The organism is Parasedimentitalea psychrophila, assembly GCF_030285785.1.
Lineage (GTDB): Bacteria > Pseudomonadota > Alphaproteobacteria > Rhodobacterales > Rhodobacteraceae > Parasedimentitalea > Parasedimentitalea psychrophila.
Map to the genome: position 1 here is coordinate 1283102 of NZ_CP127247.1, position 16599 is coordinate 1299700.

The following is a 16599-nucleotide window of genomic DNA, read 5'->3' on the forward strand; positions in this document are numbered from 1 at the left end:
GGAAAGCTGAGCAATTCAAGTCAATTGTGTCAATGATGTTGCCCCACAATCCGGCAACCCCGACCAGATCCACCACCGTATGTTGCGCAACTGGGATAGTTTCAGTGCAAAGGCGAACAGGCGTAGGCCGCAAAACCACCCCCCCGCCGGGCTTCAAGCCACTGCACAACGTCGCCACAGCCATAGTCGGTCCGCATCGCAATCAGCGTTGCATCGCGACACTGCAGAACCCCGGTCAGAACCGCCTGATCCCCCAGCACCCCGGTCACCTGACAACCGCTCACCTGCGCCATGGCAAACCCCGCCCGCGCCTGCAACGGCCCCAGCCGGGGCGCGTATTGTGGATTGATGCGGATCGCCTCGGCCAGATTGCCGCGCAGCCTGATGTCAAAGGTACTGCCATCCACCGTCAGTCGCAGCGGATCGACCCCGCGAAAATGCCGGGTCTCGGTGGCACAACTGGCCAATAGGCAAAGGCTCATAACGACAGACAGGCGCATAACAGGTTCCCTCTGCCACAGGATCTCGCAACTTGGTTACTAATTCCCTACTGAACCGCTGCGCCTATGCGCCGCGCATCACCTGCCCCAGCAACCTGATCCCTTGGTTGATCTGCGCCTCATTCGAGCAAGAGAAGCTGAGCCGGATGGTGTTTCCACCGGATTTGTCGGCAAAAAACGCAACGCCCGGAACAAAAGCAACCCCGACACTGTCAAGTGACCGCTCCAGCAATTCGGCCCCATTGATACCGGCAGGCAGGGTCAGCCAGATAAACATGCCGCCCTCTGGGCGCGTCCAGGTCACACTTTCGGGCATGTGTATTTGCAACGCCTCCAACATCACATCCCGCCGATGTTGGTAGGCGCCCCGCAGGGTTTCCACATGGCTGTCGAATATGCGCGAGGCCACGTCATGCACCGCCATCTGGTTCAAGGTCGCCGTATGCAGGTCCGCGGCCTGCTTCATCAACACCAGTTGCGAGATCACCGGCTTGGCCGCCACAACCCATCCCAGCCGCAGCCCCGGCGACAGAGTTTTTGAAAACGAGCCGCAAAAGATCGTCCGGCAGTGCTCGATGGATCCCTTCCGGGCGATTTCCGTGGCCAAAATGGGCGGCACGGCTTCGCCATCATAGCGCAGGGACTGATAGGCCGCGTCTTCAACAACCGCACAGCCCAGTTCCTCGGCCAGGTCCAGCAGTGCATCACGCCCCTGCTGATCCAGCGTCTCCCCGGTCGGATTGGCAAAATCCGCCGACAAATAGGCCAGTTTCACTTGCCCGCCTGCAGCCTCAGCGCCGGTGGCATAGCTGGTTGCAGTGCGATTGCCGGTCACACTCAGCTGGTCATATCGCGGCTCATAGGCATTAAACGCCGCCAGCGCGCCCAGATAGGTCGGCCAGCCCACCAGTGCGGTATCGCCGGGCGACAGGAACAGCTTGCCCAGATAATCCAGTGCCTGTTGTGACCCCGAGGTGATCAGAATGTTGTCCACGCTGCAGGGAACGCCAATCTTGGCCATCTCGCCCACAATCCATTCGCGCAGAGGCAGGTACCCTTCGCTAACCGAGTACTGCAGCGATTGCGCCTGCTGATCCGGCGCCAATCCCCTGGCAAATGCCGCAGCGAACTGTTGTGCCGGGAACAATGCCGGATCAGGAATACCACCAGCAAAGGAAATCAGTCCCGGTCTATCCAGCAGTTTCAGCAACTCGCGAATTTCCGACGCCGTCATCCGCGACGCACGGCTGGCAAAGATTTGAGGCAATGTCATGCTGTCTCCTAAAGGTTGGCTTCACTATCAAGCTAAGGATCTTGCAAATAGAGTCAACAATGCTGACCTAATGTTTCAATCTTCGTGATCCAGTCGACCGTTCCATCCACTTGCGAGTTCGCGCTAAGCGTGGTCAAATGATTTGGCCAATTCAACCCGAGTGCCCAAATGCCCTTTCAAAAAATCCAGCCTGAAAAACTCTCGACCTCGGTTGTGCGCCAGATTGAACAGTTGATCCTGCGTGGAATTCTGTCACCGGGTGAGCGGCTGCCAGCCGAGCGCGAGCTGGCAGACCGGCTGGGCGTCTCCCGCCCCTCGCTGCGCGACGCCATCTCTGAGTTGCAGACCCGCGGTCTGCTCTGCGCCCGGGCCGGCTCCGGGGTGTTCATCGCCGACATGCTAGGCTCGGCGTTTTCGCCCGCCCTGATCCAGCTGTTCTCCAGTCACCACGAGGCGGTGTTCGACTATCTGTCGTTTCGCCGCGACATGGAGGGTCTGGCCGCGGAACGCGCCGCGCGACTGGGATCGGACTATGACCTTCAGGTCATACAGACCTGTTTTGACAAGATGGAGGCGGAGCAGTCTCCCGCGCCCGCTCCGTCACTGTCGGAAGCGGATTCCGACCTGGACGCGCAGTTCCATTCCGCCATCATCGACGCCAGCCACAACGTGGTGATGCTGCACATGATGCGCTCAATGTTCGACCTGCTGCGCCAGGGCGTGTTCTACAACCGCAAGATCATGTTCCACCAGCACACCTCGCGCGGAGTGCTGCTGGACCAACACCGCGCCATCAATGCGGCGCTACAGGCCCGCGACCCTGCCGCCGCCCGCGCCGCCGTCGAGGCCCATATGGATTATGTGAAACAGTCGCTGACAGATCATCAAAAAGCCGAACGCAATGCCGCCGTGGCGCAATTGCGGCTACAGCACGAGGCCGAGAAGCAGTGATCCGCGGTGCGTGCCAGCACGCACCCTACGCAGGCTCGCTCGCAATCAGATGATCCAGATGTCAGTGAACCGCGATGACCTTGCACTTGCGGAACTTGAACAACCGGCAATACCCGCCGTCACATAGTGACTGCTTCAACGGGTCACTAAAGAACACAGCCCCACGCAGCCTAGAATCATACCAGAAATCCAAACCATCAAGATCCCTCGGCGCAATGGCGATATCGCCATCTTTCAATTCCCAGGGCACCCCCCAGACGTCGGGCGGCGGCGGATTAGGTTGCTGCCGGGTTACAGGATACCCTCTAAGCCCTTCACTTTCTTCCGGGACAAGAAACTGCAGCGTCTCCCAGCCGGCAAAAATAGAGAATGTGTGGTCAACTAGGGTCATTCGATCATAGAGAAACAGCTGAGCCGGGCATATCCAAGAAGAGCCAAGGTTAAATTTCCGAAAAATTGCCTCTAGCGGCGGCGAAATCTTTGTTCCCCCGCCTCCGTCGAACAGATCTGGGAATTTTTTGGTGAAGGTCTGATCTTTGTACATGGCATAGATCCGGATCGGCAAATCCGCTTGAGCTGGCTTTTCCCCCTTACCGATTGTCACCCACGCAGGCTCTTCTCGGTCAATATCTGTACCGATCACGAGGTTCGAGTTGTTCAAAACATTCGAAACCCAAATGTCATCTTCAGCCATAATCACTCCTCAAAATTCTCAACTCCCTCCGGCCTCTCAAATACCAAACCAGACAGCACAACCAGCGTAGGGTGTGTGCTTGCACGCACCACCCCCCCGAACAGCAAAAGACCCGAGCCAAGGCCCGGGTCTTTTAAAACTCAACAAATACAACAAAGCTTAGTGCAGCTTTGTCTCCACATCCGAAATGGCGGCGTCGATCAGCTTGTTGGCTTCGGTCGCTGTCATTTGCTTGGCGATCACCAGATCTGCTGCCGCGATGGCAATCGAGATTGCCTGATCGCGAACGTCCTTGACCGCAGCATCCCTAGCCGAGATGATCTGGTCTTCGGCTGAGGCCAAACGGCGCGCAATCGAAGATTCCAGATCGGCTTTGGCCTGATCCGCCGCCGCAGAGGCATCGACGCGAGCGGCCGCAACGATGCGGTCTGCCTGCTCCTGAACCTCTTTGTGCTTACGCTCGTAAGACGCCAGAAGGGTCTGGGCCTCTTCACGCAGCGCCCGGGCGTCGTCCAGATCCGACTGGATGCCAGCAGCGCGGCTGTCCAACTGGCCACCCAGCATGCTGGGGACCTTAGCGTACAGCAGGATGCCGACAAACAGCAGGAAGCCAAGCAACACAACAAAGTTGGTGTTGCTCATCGACAAGAATGGACCCGATGCAGCCAGCGCCGGGCTGGCGGCGCCAAATGTCAGGGCAAGAGCAATTACATTACGCATAGTCTTATCCTTTCATCCGGTCAGAAACCGCAGCCGCAATAGCTTTGGCATCACTTTTGCCGCCCATTGCAGCCACAACTTCGGCCGCAGTGTCAGAGGCAACAATCTTGATGCTATCAAGTGCACCGGCCTTGATCTCGGCAATGGCTTTCTCGGACTCGGCTGCCTTGGCAGAGATTTCCACATCCGCTTTGGCAATCGCTTCGTCCAGCTCGGTCTGAATTTCAGCCCGGGCTTCGCCAGCAATACGCTGTGCCTCGGCACGGGCATCCGCCAGCGCCTTGTTGTAAATATTCTCAGCCTCAACCGCCTTGGCTTTGAGAGCCTCAGCCGCCGCGATGTCATTGGTGATGGTGCCCTGACGCTCGGTCAGAACGGCCGCAATACGCGGCAGCGCCACGCGCGACAGGATAAGATAGATTGCGACCAGCGCAACCGCGAGCCAGAAAATCTGGTTCGAAAAAGTAGAAAAGTCCAGCTGCGGCATGCCCGGAGCGGACCCATGTGCGGCGTCGGTTGCAGCCTGTGCTACCTCAGCTGCGTTTGTCTCAGTTGACATGTCGTCCTCCTAGGGAACTTGCCGTTACATCGGGCAGTATGAAATTCACACTGCCCGACCGTAAGGATTTAGGTTCCGAAGAGTCTTAGACCGCAAACATCAGCAGCAGAGCGACCAGGAACGAGAAGATGCCCAGGGCTTCTGCAAAGGCGATGCCGATGAACAGAGTGGCGGTTTGGCCGGCGGCTGCCGACGGGTTGCGCAATGCGCCAGCCAGGAAGTTGCCAGCAACGTGGCCAACACCGATTGCGGCTGCGCCGGAACCGATTGCTGCCAGGCCTGCGCCGATGAACTGTCCCATTTCTGCGATATTGCCTTCCATAGTGTATTCTCCTTACGATGGAATGAGTGATGAGGTTCAGATGAACAGGATGCTCACCCGGTAAACTTTCAAATCCTGCCTTAGTGGCTCGGGTGCAATGCATCCTTCAGATACACACAGGTCAGGATAGTGAAGACATAGGCCTGGATAAAGGCCACCAGGACCTCCAGGGCGTAAACTGCGGTGATCGCAAAGATCGGCAGGAAGCTGAACAGTCCCAGTGCGCCAGCAAATCCGGCGAACACTTTCAGAACCGCGTGGCCCGCCATGATGTTGCCGCCCAAACGAATGGAATGGCTCACGGGGCGCACAAAATACGAGATCAGCTCGATCACGGCCAGGATCGGACGCAGCGCCAGTGGCGCACTGGAGACCCAGAACAGACCCAGAAACGCGGTGCCGTTCTTGACAAAGCCCAGAACAGTCACGGTCAGGAACACCAGCAGCGCCAACACTGCGGTTACCGCGATATGCGAGGTGGTTGCGAAGCTCATGGGCAACAGGCCCAAGGCGTTGGACATCACGATGAACATGAACAGGGTCATGATATAGGGGAAGAACTTGACGCCGTCTTTGCCAGCCACGTCTTCGACCATCTTGTAGACAAAGCCATAGGCCAGTTCGGCGATCGACTGGCCACGCGATGGCACAATGGCGCGGCGCGACGAGCCCAGCACCATCAGCGCAAACACCGCAGCAACCGCCAGAAGCAACCAAAGGGTCATGTTTGTTGGGGTGTACCAGGAAATCTCACCGTGGCCGAACAGCGGCTGCACGATGAACTGGTCCATTGGATGAATGGCAAGTGCGGCGGTCTCAGGTGCAAAGAACACACCAGAAATAAGGGCCAGTCCCACCATTGCGAAAAAGAAAATCTTGCCCATCAGTCTGTGTCTCCTGTCGCCGGGGGTTGATCCCGGTCTTTCGCATTTTTTGCGGCCTCATCGGCCAGTGTCTTTTCCTGGATTTCCTGCGCGCTGCGAAGCATTGTCTTCACCCCGGCCGCAAGACCCAGCATTATAAACAGCACCATGAATATCGGGAGTGTCCCGAACAGGCGATCCAGCCCATATCCGATGCCAAAACCGATCCCCAGACCGGCTACTAACTCTATCACCATCCGCCAGGCCATATTGGCCATCGAGTAGTGTTCATCCGCGCGCGGCTTGGGCGCTTGTGCCTTACGCGCCGCCGAGAGCCGATTCTCGAGCTGCGCCATGCGCTGCTTTTGATCGTCATCGGTCACGGCGCCATCCTCACGCGAAATCTGTCTGTGGTGCTAAGGCGCGGCGGCTGTAGAGTCAATTGTTCAGTTTGACTCGTCGTGTTTTTTGCAAGCCATTGTTATATTGAGTATTTTTAGCAAAAAGAAATCCAACGCCAGCAGCAGGGCCGCCGATGTTGGTGGCCCCACCCGGTAAAACCCATATTCAACCGTTGGGTTGATTTTGGTTTGGCGCGGATTTTGGTCGCATGGCGCGTATGATCCTGCCGTCGATCAGCAGTAATCCAGCCAGGATCGCCGCCATGCCGAACAGCTGCTCAGGCAGCAACCGTTCGTCCAGGATCCAGGCGCCGAGGATCAGCGCTGAAATCGGCGCGATAAAGGTGACCATGGTGATATTGGTCGGCCCGACCTTGGGCAGCACCCAGTAAAAGACAATGAAGGCCGCCGAAGTCAGAATAAAGCCGATCACCGCCAGAGAGGCCCAGGTCTCTGCCTTTGTGATCACCGGCAGGCCTTCGCTCCACAGCGCCAGCGGGGTGATCGCCAGCGTCGCCCCGGTCAGCGCCAGGGCAACCAGCACCACCGCCTCCATATCGCGAAAGGCGCGTGCCAGATTGACCGAGAACGCATAGCAGAGCGGCGCGCAGAGGGTCAGCAGCACCGCCCAAAGCGCTGACGTCTGCCCCGATTGCAGCACAGGAAAGGACAGCACCACAATGCCGCCAATGCCGCAGAGCACGCCGAAGGACTTGAGCAGGGTGGCGCGTTCTCCGCCGGGCCAGAAATGTGAAACGACAACTGCAAAGGCCGGGGTGATGGCATTGACAATGCCCGCCACACCGCTGGCGATATGCTGTTGGCCCAGCGCATAGAAGGCAAAAGGCGCGGCATAGCTGAGCACCCCAAAGCCAAGCAACGCCACCGCGCGGTGCAGGGATATCCTTACCGGCTTGCGGCAGGCCAGCACATAGATCCAGCAGCCCAGAGCGCCCAATCCGACCCGCCCCATGGACACCGACAGCGGCCCCAACTCGCGCAGCAGAATGGCGTTGAACATGAATGACATGCCCCAGCCAATGCCCAGCACAAAGATCACTGCCCAATATTTTAGTGCCATTTCGTGCAACTCCTGCTGTTTCGCATGTTATGACCGCGCGCCATCGGCATTGTCGATCCAGAACTTGCGGTTTAGAGGTGGGCGGATGAATAATCCGCTTGATACTGTCTTTGCCGCTTTGGCCGATCCAACCCGCAGGGCGATCCTGACCATGTTGTTGGAGGATGACATGGCGGTGAGCGATGTGGCCGAGCCGTTTGAGATTTCGCTGGCGGCGATATCCAAGCACCTGATGATCCTCAGCCGGGCCGGGCTGATCGCGCAGGAAAAGCGTGGCAGGGTGAAATGGTGCAAACTGCAGCCCGACGCCATGCGCGGCACCAGTATTTGGATGCAGGGGTTTGGTCAGTTTGAGCCGATCAACCTGGACGCATTCGAGCGGTTTCTGGCCGCCGAACTGGGCGATACCAACGCCCTGTAAGGGTCACGCCTTGGCCCGCGTTGGTTTGACATCACCTTCCAGCAGTATCCCCAGCGCGATCACCGTCATCACAATACCCACCAGGATCATGCCAACAGGGGCCGGCCGACCCAGAGCAATTTCCCAGAGGATCACCCAGCTGGGAGTCAGATAGGTATAGGCCATGACCTTGGCCGAGGGCAGATGCAACGTTGCGAACTGCAGCAGGACAAAAGTTATCGAACTGGCGCAGATCGCCAGGTATCCAAGCCCGATCCAGACCATCATCGGCAGTTGCAGCCAGTTGGTGGCACGGATATCGGACCAGCCGAACAGCAACAGGATCAGCGCTCCGGCGACCAGCATGCCAAAAGTAAACACCACCGGCGGCTCGCCCCGGTTCAACCTGCGCACCAGCGGGGTATAGAGCGCATGCGCCACGCAGCCCCAGAAATAGATCGCCTCACCCTGACCGAACTGGAACGCGCGAAAGGCGGCCCAATCGGCCTGAAAGATCACCCACAGGGCACCAGCGCCGCCGATGGCCAGCGCCAGCGCCATGCGCGCTGTGGTGATCTGGCGCAACAGAAACCAGCCTGCAATAGCGCTGAGCACCGGGGTCAGGGTGAACACGGCCGCAGCACTGACGGGCGCAGCACTCTTCAGCCCGTAGAACATCAACACAAAATAGCCGGCGAACAGGCCGCCAAGCAGCACAAACCGCCAAGGCGCGCGAAACTGCTGCCGCCGCAATCCGTGGGTGGCCATGGCCACCGTGCCTATCACCACCGCCGCAATGACAAATCGCGCCGCGTTCAGTGCTGCCGGGGCAATGTCGTTGGCAATCATCGAGCCCAGCGAGAACGATCCGGCCACCAGCGCTGAAAACACCAGCATCGCCAGATGGCCGCGCAGTGCATTGCTCATTTGCACCAGCCCTTGGCGTGGTCCTTCAGGAAGGTCAGAAAGGCTTGCACTTTGGTGGTGCGGTGCAGATCCACATGGGTGACCAGCCACAAGGCGCCTTCCCATTCCGGCTGTGGCTCCATCATCTGCACCAGATCGGCGTGCCGCTCCGCCTCCCAGACAGACATGAAGCCAATCCCGGCGCCGCACCGCACTGCCTCTTGCATGGTAAAGCCATTGGTGCAGCGAAAGGTGATCGCCTCGGCTGGCGCATGGTTTCGCAGCCACTTGCTGAACGGCGCCCGGCTATTGTCATCATCGGTGCCAATGAAGCGGTGATTGGCAAAATCCTCGACGCCTTTTAGCACCCCGTGACGAGCCACATAGCCCTGTGAGGCATACAGGCCGATCCGCTGTTTGACGAAGGGCTGCACCACATTGTCGGGCTGATCCGGCGCCGCCCCGGCCCGCACCGCCACATGGGCCTCGCCATATTCCAGCCGGAACAACCGGTCACCGGTCAGATATCGTATGATCAGCCCCGGATGCAGCGCCTGAAATTCGGCCAGCACCGGCACCATCATCGGCGCCAGGGTGGCCAGTGACGTCACCACCAGCTCGCCCGAGACATCGTCACCCAGCCCCTTGAGGCGGCCAACCAACTGGCTGAACTGATCATCGGTCGCCTGCGCCACCCGCAGCAGGTCAGCGCCAGCCTCGGTCGCGGTATAGCCCCGCGCATGACGCTGAAACAGTTTCACCCCCAGTCGCGCCTCGATGGCATCAATATGACGGATCACCGTGGCATGGTGTACGCCCAGCACCTCGGCCGCGCCGCTGACGGTGCCCATACGGGCCACTTGATATGCGGTGCGAACCTCGTCCCAGTTTTCCATTCTCTGCTCTCCGGTTTTTGCGCCCATATGCGCATTTTTGCACAGTACATGTGAGTTGTCGGCGATTGCGTTCGAAATTGCAAGGATCCAAGTATCAGGCCAGCACCCCAAACACAGGAACCAAAGAGATGACCCAGACCATCCTTCACATCGACGCCTCCGCCCGTATCCAGGGCTCCACCTCACGCGATTTGACCGCGCAAATCATCGAGCGGCTGAACGCCGATCAGGTGATCCGCCGCGATCTGACCAGCCCGCTGCCGCAGCTCACCGAAGACTGGATCAATGCCAATTTCACCCCAGCCAATGACCGCGACGCCGTGCAGCGCGACTTGCTGGCCCTCTCCGACCAACTGGTCGAAGAGGTCAAAGCCGCTGATACCCTGGTGATCGGCGTGCCGATCTACAACTTTGCAGTTCCCGCCAGCCTTAAGGCCTGGATTGATCTGCTTGCCCGCGTTGGCCTGACCTTCCACTATACCGAAACCGGCCCCGAAGGCCTGCTGAAAGGCAAACGCGCCATTATTGCGGTGGCATCAGGCGGCACTCAGGTCGGATCGGACATCGACTTTGCCACCGGCTATCTGCGCCATATTCTGGGCTTCTTGGGCATCACAGATGTGCAGTTTGTTGCCGCCGATGCGATAATGGCGGATGCTGAGGCGGCACTGAAACGCGCCAGAACAGCAATCGAGGCGCTTGCGGCCTGACCTTCGCATGTGAGTATTTTCAGCAAAAAGAAACAATGAGAGGCGCGGAACCGCCCTAGTTTTTTTTGCCCCCAATACTCATGACACAACGCCGCTCTACACCCTGATCGATCAACTGGAGCGTTGCGCATGGGGGATAAAATCCCCGTGCGCATTCGCTTTGGCGACGTCGCGGCTGTTACCTGAGGTGAGATGACATACGGTCAGGCAGTATAGAACCTGACAAAATCAAGGCAGACAGTATCAGGACCAGCTTGACTGGCCGGGCCGCCGCCTTGGCGGCTCACGGGCCTGCGCGGTGTCAGAGCCAGTTGACCGCACAATCTATACGATCAAAGAACGCCAGCAGATCCGCCCGGGTCATCGCAACGGTGCGGGTGTTTATCAGCGGATGCATATAGATCACATCAGCCTGCTGCGCCGCACCGTCCATATAAAAAACCACCTCGTTCTGCACTCCGGTGATCATCGACAAAGGCGTCACCGCGCCGGGAAGAATACCCAGATGCTGCATCAGCCGCTTGGGCGAACCAAACGACAGCTTGCCCACGCCCAGTTCCGCGCCCAGCTCCTTTAGGTCGATCTTGCGGTCCTGTTCCAGCGTCACCAGATAATTGCGCTTTTTGCCATCACGCAGATACAGGTTCTTGACCCGCAGTGCCTGCTCTCCGGGCACCACCATCGCCGCCTCAACCTCTTTGGCCTCGCCAACCGAATGCAGCGGCGGGTGTTCGTGCAGGATATATCCCAGCCCCCAGCCATCCAGTTGCGCCAACAGCGCGTCTGACGATAGCGGCATCTGATCCAGATCCTGAGGTATTATGTCCATGTCATCCGTCCACGCCTGATTAAACAATCAGCGCAGATCACGCGGAATGACAGGCAATTGCAATATGGAAAACGCCCGGCAGCAGCACCGGACGCTTCCTTGGCAGCCCCTATGCCTCAACAAAATCCGCCCGCTTGGCCTCTTGGTAGTGGTCGAAATCACTGCTGAACCAACCGGTCCCGCGTGAGATACTGGCCAGTGAGCTGCACAGCTCGTCCTGCACCGCCATCGGCAGCAGAGCTTCAAACACATCCCAGCCGGCCGCATCCGGGTTGTTTTCAAACCCCAGTATCTGCCCCTTCATGCCGCTGACCACTGGCACCAATCCCCCGGTGAATATCGAGGGCACATGAATATTTACCCGCATGATCGGCTGCAACAGTACCGGCCCGGCCTCGCGCAGCGCCTCGCGTACTGCGTTTTTGCCCGCGGTGCGGAAAGCAAAGTCCGAGCTGTCCACCGCGTGATGTTTGCCGTCCTTCAGGATCACACAAAGATCATCCACCGGATGACCGTTCAGCCCCTCCAGCAGCGCCTCCCGCGCGCCCGCCTCGACCGAGGGGATATAGTTCTTGGGCACCGCGCCGCCCTTGATCTGCTCCTCAAAGTGAAATCCACTGCCGCGCGGCTCGGGGCGCAGCTCGATCTTGATATCGGCGAACTGGCCGGCACCGCCGGATTGCTTGCGGTGGCGATACTGGAGCTCAACCGACCGGGTGATCGTTTCGCGCAGGGCGGGCGGCACTCTGGACTCGTCAACGTCAATACCAAACCCCTGCTTCAAAACCCGCAGCATACGGCGCATGTGCAGGGGTCCCTGCGCATTCAACACCACATGCCCGGTCTGCTCATGGTGCTCGACCAGCAGCGCCGGGTCAATTTCCACCATCTTTTCCAGTGCCACCGACAGCCGGGCATCATCGCGGTCCCGCACCGGCGTCACCAGCCGCCGAAAGGTCGAGGGATGCGGCTGCGCCCAATCCGGCAGTGCCGCACTGCCATCGCGCAGATAGGCATAGCCCAAATTCAGATGATCGGACTTCACCGCCTGCCCCAGATCGCCTGAGGCCAGCCCGCGCCCGTTAGACCCCATCGTCAACCCGGTCAGCGACCCCAGCGTCGCGCCGCCCACCGGCACCCCGTTGCCCATGCCGCCATCCATCGCCCGCACCGTCACTGTCTTGCCCAGATGTTTGACCAGATCCGCCAGACAACCAACCGCGACCACCTCGCCGCCCGGTTTAGATCTGCGTGACAGCCGCTCCAGCGTCACCCCGACATCAGGTGCCTCGTGACGCAGCGATTTCATCAACCGCATCACACCATTACAATGGCTCGCCGATCCCAGCAGCACTGGCAGCAGATCATTGTGCTGCAGCACCTTGGTGGCGACATCGTAGACCTCAGCGGTCAGGATCTTATGATCCTCGATCAACTCCTCCATCAGATGATCATCAAAATCCGCCAGCGCCTCCAGCATCTCGCCGCGCGCCTCCTGCTCGCGGCTCATCATGTCGCGGGGCAGCGCCACCAGCGCCGAGGGCCTTCCCTCGTTATATTTCCAGGCCCGTTCCGAGATCAGGTCAACCGCCCCCACCACCTCGCCGCCCCGACGCATCGGCACCTGCCGCAGCACCAGATTATGACCGCAGTAGGTTTGCAGCGATTCGACAATCCGCGCCACCCGGTGCAGGGCCACATCCATTCGGTTGACAAAAAGAAAGGCGGGGATGCCCGCCTCCTCAACCAACCTGAGATACGGTGCGCTGAGCACCGCCGCCTCGGCATCTGCCGGGACCACCAGCACCGCCGCATCACTGGCCGCCAATGCAGGCCCCGCCTGCGCCAGGTTTTCCGGCCCGCCGGCAATATCAATCGCGGCCCAGTCTTCGCCCATAAATTGGAACGGCTGCAACGCCGCCACCTGCGCCACGTCCTGACGCCTGCCAGCCGTGCCCTCCAGCGCGGCCAAAGCGGCCGCAAGTGTCGACTTACCCGACTGCGACGGCCCCAAAATCGTAAATACTCTCATGCTCATATCCCTCTTCGGCGTCCAAATAGGCTGCACGAAGGAAAAGCGCGGCGTATCTCAGCCGCGTTGACTGTCTGAATATGAGCTCTGCCTCAGCCCGTCAGGTCGCAAGGCAACACCCCGGTTCGGGAGTCGGGCCATGACGGTACAGTGCCAAGTCTTTGCCAAGGCCGCGCTGCCGTCAAGGGTCAGATCACATATTCCTGCCCACAGTCCTGCCCTCGGCGCTGGCCACAGTCTTACCCACTGCCTTACCCTCGGCCCTGGCCGCCTTTGCTTGACTCCGCCACCGATCAGGCGTAACGCCAGCCTCAACATCCGGGAGAACTCTAATCTTCCGGTCCCGGACCTTGCGTCAGGGATCGCCCCCCACCAGCGTGTTACGCCCGTGGGGGCAATTGTGTATGGACCATTTGCCCCTATCTTATGGGGCGCCAAGACTGAAACGGCAAAGGAGCCCGATAGGCATGTTTGAAAATCTATCCGAACGCCTATCCGGTGTATTTGACCGGCTGACCAAGCAGGGCGCACTGAGCGACGAAGACGTCAAGACCGCGCTGCGCGAAGTCCGGGTTGCGCTGCTTGAGGCTGATGTCTCGCTGCCGGTGGCCCGTGAGTTCATCAAGAAAGTACAGGATCAGGCCACTGGCCAGGCGGTGACCAAATCGGTCACACCGGGCCAGCAGGTCGTCAAGATCGTGCATGACGCGCTGATCTCCACCCTGCAGGGCGACGGCGATCCCGGCCAGCTTAAGATCGACAACCCGCCCGCTCCAATTCTGATGGTTGGCCTGCAGGGCTCGGGTAAGACCACCACCACCGGTAAGCTGGCCAAACGCCTGAAAGAGCGTGAGGGCAAGCGGGTGCTGATGGCCTCGCTGGATATCTATCGCCCGGCGGCGATGGAGCAGCTGGCGATTCTGGGCAAGCAGCTGGGTGTGGATACCCTGCCGATCGTGGCCGGCCAGAAACCCGTCGATATTGCCAAGCGCGCCAAACAGCAGGCCAGCCTTGGCGGCTATGACGTCTACATCCTCGACACCGCCGGCCGCCTTCACATCGACGCCCTTCTGATGCAAGAGGTCGAAGACGTCCGCAACGCCGTCACCCCGCGCGAAACGCTGCTGGTGGTTGACGGGCTGACCGGTCAGGTCGCGGTCGAAGTGGCGCAGGAATTCGACGACAAGATTGGCGTCACCGGCGTGGTGCTGACCCGGATGGACGGCGATGGTCGCGGCGGTGCCGCCCTGTCGATGCGTGCGGTCACCGGCAAGCCGATCCGCTTTGTCGGCGTCGGCGAAAAACTGGACGCGCTTGAAACCTTTGAGCCCGAACGCATCGCCGGCCGTATCCTCGGCATGGGTGACATCGTGGCGCTGGTCGAAAAGGCCCAGGACACCATCGAGGCCGAGCAGGCCGAAAAGATGATGAAGCGCATGATGAAGGGTCAGTTCAATATGAACGACCTGCGCACCCAGCTGGAACAGATGCAGCAGATGGGCGGCATGGAAGGCATGATGTCGATGATGCCCGGCATGGGCAAAATGGCCAAACAGGTGCAGGAGTCCGGCTTTGACGACAAGGCCCTGAAACGCCAGATCGCGCTGATCCAGTCGATGACCAAGAAAGAACGCGCCAACCCCAAGTTGCTGCAGGCCAACCGCAAAAAGCGCATCGCGCGCGGCGCCGGTATGGAGGTCGCCGATCTCAACAAGCTTCTCAAAATGCACCGCCAGATGGGCGACATGATGAAGAAGATGGGCAAGATGGGCAAAGGTGGCATGCTCAAGCAAGCCATGAAGGGCATGATGGGCAAGGGCGGCGGCATGCCCGGCGCTGGCGATATGGGCGGCATGGATCAGGCGGCGCTGGAAGCGGCGGCCAAGCAGATGGGCGGCAAACTGCCCGGCATGGGCGGCGGCATGGGCCTGCCCGCTGGCCTCAGCGGCTTTGGCAAGAAGAAATGACTGACATGCTGACCAACGCCCCCACCTTGGACACCGATCGCCTGATCTTGCGCAGCCCCGCGAAAGCGGATGCCGAGGCGGTGATCGCATTCTTGTGCGATGAAGCGCGCGCCGAGGGCTTTGGGCATTGTAGCACCCGTGGCGACGCATGGCGCTGGTTTGCTCTGAACGTGGGCCATTGGCATATCCACGGCTATGGCTTTTTCACCATCACCGACAAGGACAGCGGCACGCCGCTTGGCATGGCTGGCATCTGGAACCCCGAAGGCTGGCCCGAAGCCGAACTGGGCTGGGTCGCCTTTGCCAATGCCGAAGGTAAGGGCATCGCTTATGAGGCCGCGTTGCGGGTGCGCCAGTGGGCCTATGAGGATCTTGGCTTCACCACCCTCAGCTCGCACATTGTGCCGGGCAATAGCCGCTCGGTCGCTCTGGCCGAACGGCTGGGTGCCACATACGAAGGCAGCTACACCAACGTGCAAATGGGCGAAGATATGATCTATCGCCACCCGGATCCAGACGGCACCGACAGTGACGGATCGGTGGAGGCCTACGCATGAGCCTGCAGAACATCCCCACAATCGAAACCAATCGCCTGATCCTGCGCGGCCCCGAGCCCGATGATTACCCGAATTTCAAGGCCACCTTCAGCTCCTACCGCGCCCGTTTCATGGGCGGCCCGCTGAACACCTATGAGACCTGGATGCTCTATGCGGCGGAAATCGGCCATTGGCAGATCCACGGCTTTGGCATGTGGATGATCCACGATCGTGTGACAGACGCGACCTATGGCATGGCCGGTGGCTGGATGCCCGCAGGCTGGCCGGAAAAGGAAATCGCCTGGATCATCTGGCCCGATGCGGCCGGTCATGGCTATGCGCTTGAGGCAACCCATGCCGCACGCGACTATTTCTATAGCCAGCAGGGCTGGGACGGGGCGGTCAGCTATATCGACCCCAAGAACCTCGACTCGATCCGCCTGGCGGAACGCCTTGGGGCCACCAAAGACAAAACCGCCAAAACCATTGACGGCAATGACGCGGTCTATCGCCATCCCTCCCCCGATGCGCTGATGGGCAGCCAGATCGCACATGGCATCGAGATGGAAATCAGCCACTACGCCGACCCGCTGTTCAAACCAAAAGGATGGGCCCTTGACTGATCACACCACACGCGCCGCGGACATCCTGAAAGGTCACCGCGAAAGCATCGACCGGCTCGATGCGATCCTGGTCTATACCCTGGGCGAGCGGTTCAAGCACACCCAGGCCGTTGGCAAGCTCAAGGCCGAACATGACCTGCCGCCATCGGACCCGGCCCGCGAGGCCAATCAGATTTCCCGTCTCGAAGAACTGGCCGAACAAGCCGATCTCGACCCCGACTTTGCCAAGAAATTCCTGAACTTCATCATCACCGAGGTGATCCATCACCACAAGAAGCATCAGGCATAACCAACGTAGGGTGTGTGCTTGCACGCACCGCACCACGACAACCAAAG

Annotated in this window: 20 protein-coding genes; 7 read left to right on the forward strand and 13 right to left on the reverse strand. The window is 59.7% G+C overall.

The window, feature by feature from the left end; genetic code table 11:
* Nucleotides 1-101 precede the first annotated feature (101 nt).
* Complete coding sequence (locus tag QPJ95_RS06180) at nucleotides 102-500, reverse strand: hypothetical protein (protein WP_270917765.1); 399 nt, start codon at nucleotides 498-500, stop codon at nucleotides 102-104.
* Nucleotides 501-564: 64 nt separating this feature from the next.
* Nucleotides 565-1773: an aminotransferase-like domain-containing protein gene (locus QPJ95_RS06185; RefSeq protein WP_270917764.1), complete on the reverse strand. Its 1209-nt coding sequence runs from the start codon at nucleotides 1771-1773 to the stop codon at nucleotides 565-567.
* Nucleotides 1774-1941: 168 nt separating this feature from the next.
* Between QPJ95_RS06185 and QPJ95_RS06190 the strand changes: the two genes are divergently transcribed.
* Nucleotides 1942-2724 carry an FCD domain-containing protein gene (locus tag QPJ95_RS06190; protein ID WP_270917763.1) on the forward strand — a complete coding sequence of 261 codons (783 nt, stop codon included), beginning with the start codon at nucleotides 1942-1944 and terminating at the stop codon, nucleotides 2722-2724.
* A gap of 61 nt (nucleotides 2725-2785) precedes the next feature.
* Here the strand turns inward: QPJ95_RS06190 and QPJ95_RS06195 are convergent, their stop codons facing one another.
* From QPJ95_RS06195 to QPJ95_RS06225, 7 genes are all read right to left on the reverse strand, one after another.
* On the reverse strand, nucleotides 2786-3418 hold the full coding sequence (locus tag QPJ95_RS06195) for a hypothetical protein (protein WP_270917762.1): 633 nt from the start codon (nucleotides 3416-3418) through the stop codon (nucleotides 2786-2788).
* 159 nt (nucleotides 3419-3577) lie between these two features.
* The gene (locus tag QPJ95_RS06200) at nucleotides 3578-4138 is read right to left on the reverse strand and encodes a F0F1 ATP synthase subunit B (RefSeq protein WP_270917761.1); all 561 of its coding nucleotides are present in this window, start codon (nucleotides 4136-4138) and stop codon (nucleotides 3578-3580) included.
* A gap of 4 nt (nucleotides 4139-4142) precedes the next feature.
* Nucleotides 4143-4697: a F0F1 ATP synthase subunit B' gene (locus QPJ95_RS06205; protein WP_270917760.1), complete on the reverse strand. Its 555-nt coding sequence runs from the start codon at nucleotides 4695-4697 to the stop codon at nucleotides 4143-4145.
* Between the two features lie 85 nt (nucleotides 4698-4782).
* Nucleotides 4783-5019, reverse strand: coding sequence for a F0F1 ATP synthase subunit C (locus QPJ95_RS06210; RefSeq protein ID WP_138163833.1), 237 nt, complete (start codon nucleotides 5017-5019; stop codon nucleotides 4783-4785).
* Between the two features lie 80 nt (nucleotides 5020-5099).
* Nucleotides 5100-5903 carry a F0F1 ATP synthase subunit A gene (locus QPJ95_RS06215; RefSeq protein WP_270917759.1) on the reverse strand — a complete coding sequence of 268 codons (804 nt, stop codon included), beginning with the start codon at nucleotides 5901-5903 and terminating at the stop codon, nucleotides 5100-5102.
* Nucleotides 5903-6265: an AtpZ/AtpI family protein gene (locus QPJ95_RS06220; protein ID WP_270917758.1), complete on the reverse strand. Its 363-nt coding sequence runs from the start codon at nucleotides 6263-6265 to the stop codon at nucleotides 5903-5905. Before QPJ95_RS06220 ends, QPJ95_RS06215 begins: the two co-directional genes overlap by 1 nt.
* A gap of 184 nt (nucleotides 6266-6449) precedes the next feature.
* Nucleotides 6450-7364, reverse strand: coding sequence for a DMT family transporter (locus QPJ95_RS06225; protein WP_270917757.1), 915 nt, complete (start codon nucleotides 7362-7364; stop codon nucleotides 6450-6452).
* Nucleotides 7365-7449: 85 nt separating this feature from the next.
* Between QPJ95_RS06225 and QPJ95_RS06230 the strand changes: the two genes are divergently transcribed.
* Nucleotides 7450-7785, forward strand: coding sequence for an ArsR/SmtB family transcription factor (locus QPJ95_RS06230; protein ID WP_270917756.1), 336 nt, complete (start codon nucleotides 7450-7452; stop codon nucleotides 7783-7785).
* A 3-nt stretch (nucleotides 7786-7788) separates the two neighbouring features.
* On the opposite strand, the gene QPJ95_RS06235 is transcribed toward QPJ95_RS06230, so the two are convergent.
* Both QPJ95_RS06235 and QPJ95_RS06240 read right to left on the reverse strand, forming a co-directional pair.
* Complete coding sequence (locus tag QPJ95_RS06235; RefSeq protein ID WP_270917755.1) at nucleotides 7789-8691, reverse strand: DMT family transporter; 903 nt, start codon at nucleotides 8689-8691, stop codon at nucleotides 7789-7791.
* Nucleotides 8688-9566, reverse strand: a complete 879-nt coding sequence (locus QPJ95_RS06240; RefSeq protein ID WP_270917754.1) for a LysR family transcriptional regulator — start codon at nucleotides 9564-9566, stop codon at nucleotides 8688-8690. The genes QPJ95_RS06235 and QPJ95_RS06240 overlap by 4 nt, the downstream gene beginning before the upstream one ends.
* A 128-nt stretch (nucleotides 9567-9694) precedes the next feature.
* On the opposite strand from QPJ95_RS06240, the gene QPJ95_RS06245 reads away from it, so the two are divergent.
* Entirely contained in the window at nucleotides 9695-10276 is a 582-nt protein-coding gene (locus QPJ95_RS06245) for an FMN-dependent NADH-azoreductase (protein WP_270917753.1), read from the forward strand.
* 301 nt (nucleotides 10277-10577) lie between these two features.
* Here QPJ95_RS06245 and QPJ95_RS06250 read toward each other — a convergent pair whose 3' ends face one another.
* Together QPJ95_RS06250 and QPJ95_RS06255 are read right to left on the reverse strand one after the other, a co-directional pair.
* Complete coding sequence (locus QPJ95_RS06250) at nucleotides 10578-11105, reverse strand: prolyl-tRNA synthetase associated domain-containing protein (RefSeq protein WP_270917752.1); 528 nt, start codon at nucleotides 11103-11105, stop codon at nucleotides 10578-10580.
* 109 nt (nucleotides 11106-11214) lie between these two features.
* Nucleotides 11215-13137 (reverse strand): elongation factor G, encoded by a 1923-nt coding sequence (locus QPJ95_RS06255; RefSeq protein ID WP_270917751.1) that lies wholly within the window; start codon nucleotides 13135-13137, stop codon nucleotides 11215-11217.
* 467 nt (nucleotides 13138-13604) lie between these two features.
* Here QPJ95_RS06255 and ffh point away from each other — a divergent pair, with 467 nt between their 5' ends.
* Genes ffh through QPJ95_RS06275 form a run of 4 tightly spaced genes read left to right on the forward strand, consistent with a single transcriptional unit; the run spans nucleotide 13605 to nucleotide 16552 of the window.
* Nucleotides 13605-15104: a signal recognition particle protein gene (gene ffh, locus QPJ95_RS06260; protein WP_270917750.1), complete on the forward strand. Its 1500-nt coding sequence runs from the start codon at nucleotides 13605-13607 to the stop codon at nucleotides 15102-15104.
* Nucleotides 15101-15661 carry a GNAT family N-acetyltransferase gene (locus tag QPJ95_RS06265; protein ID WP_270917749.1) on the forward strand — a complete coding sequence of 187 codons (561 nt, stop codon included), beginning with the start codon at nucleotides 15101-15103 and terminating at the stop codon, nucleotides 15659-15661. Before ffh ends, QPJ95_RS06265 begins: the two co-directional genes overlap by 4 nt.
* A complete protein-coding gene (locus QPJ95_RS06270; RefSeq protein WP_270917748.1) occupies nucleotides 15658-16263 on the forward strand; it encodes a GNAT family N-acetyltransferase in 606 nt (201 codons plus the stop codon). Before QPJ95_RS06265 ends, QPJ95_RS06270 begins: the two co-directional genes overlap by 4 nt.
* Nucleotides 16256-16552, forward strand: a complete 297-nt coding sequence (locus QPJ95_RS06275; protein ID WP_270917747.1) for a chorismate mutase — start codon at nucleotides 16256-16258, stop codon at nucleotides 16550-16552. The genes QPJ95_RS06270 and QPJ95_RS06275 overlap by 8 nt, the downstream gene beginning before the upstream one ends.
* Nucleotides 16553-16599 lie beyond the last annotated feature (47 nt).

Coding starts and splice junctions, on each gene's coding strand:
- QPJ95_RS06180 (WP_270917765.1), bottom strand. CDS start 500: ATGCGCCTGTCTGTCGTTATGAGCCTTTGCCTATTGGCCAGTTGTGCC.
- QPJ95_RS06185 (WP_270917764.1), bottom strand. CDS start 1,773: ATGACATTGCCTCAAATCTTTGCCAGCCGTGCGTCGCGGATGACGGCG.
- QPJ95_RS06190 (WP_270917763.1), top strand. CDS start 1,942: ATGCCCTTTCAAAAAATCCAGCCTGAAAAACTCTCGACCTCGGTTGTG.
- QPJ95_RS06195 (WP_270917762.1), bottom strand. CDS start 3,418: ATGGCTGAAGATGACATTTGGGTTTCGAATGTTTTGAACAACTCGAAC.
- QPJ95_RS06200 (WP_270917761.1), bottom strand. CDS start 4,138: ATGCGTAATGTAATTGCTCTTGCCCTGACATTTGGCGCCGCCAGCCCG.
- QPJ95_RS06205 (WP_270917760.1), bottom strand. CDS start 4,697: ATGTCAACTGAGACAAACGCAGCTGAGGTAGCACAGGCTGCAACCGAC.
- QPJ95_RS06210 (WP_138163833.1), bottom strand. CDS start 5,019: ATGGAAGGCAATATCGCAGAAATGGGACAGTTCATCGGCGCAGGCCTG.
- QPJ95_RS06215 (WP_270917759.1), bottom strand. CDS start 5,903: ATGGGCAAGATTTTCTTTTTCGCAATGGTGGGACTGGCCCTTATTTCT.
- QPJ95_RS06225 (WP_270917757.1), bottom strand. CDS start 7,364: ATGGCACTAAAATATTGGGCAGTGATCTTTGTGCTGGGCATTGGCTGG.
- QPJ95_RS06230 (WP_270917756.1), top strand. CDS start 7,450: ATGAATAATCCGCTTGATACTGTCTTTGCCGCTTTGGCCGATCCAACC.
- QPJ95_RS06235 (WP_270917755.1), bottom strand. CDS start 8,691: ATGAGCAATGCACTGCGCGGCCATCTGGCGATGCTGGTGTTTTCAGCG.
- QPJ95_RS06240 (WP_270917754.1), bottom strand. CDS start 9,566: ATGGAAAACTGGGACGAGGTTCGCACCGCATATCAAGTGGCCCGTATG.
- QPJ95_RS06245 (WP_270917753.1), top strand. CDS start 9,695: ATGACCCAGACCATCCTTCACATCGACGCCTCCGCCCGTATCCAGGGC.
- QPJ95_RS06250 (WP_270917752.1), bottom strand. CDS start 11,105: ATGGACATAATACCTCAGGATCTGGATCAGATGCCGCTATCGTCAGAC.
- QPJ95_RS06255 (WP_270917751.1), bottom strand. CDS start 13,137: ATGAGAGTATTTACGATTTTGGGGCCGTCGCAGTCGGGTAAGTCGACA.
- ffh (WP_270917750.1), top strand. CDS start 13,605: ATGTTTGAAAATCTATCCGAACGCCTATCCGGTGTATTTGACCGGCTG.
- QPJ95_RS06265 (WP_270917749.1), top strand. CDS start 15,101: ATGACTGACATGCTGACCAACGCCCCCACCTTGGACACCGATCGCCTG.
- QPJ95_RS06270 (WP_270917748.1), top strand. CDS start 15,658: ATGAGCCTGCAGAACATCCCCACAATCGAAACCAATCGCCTGATCCTG.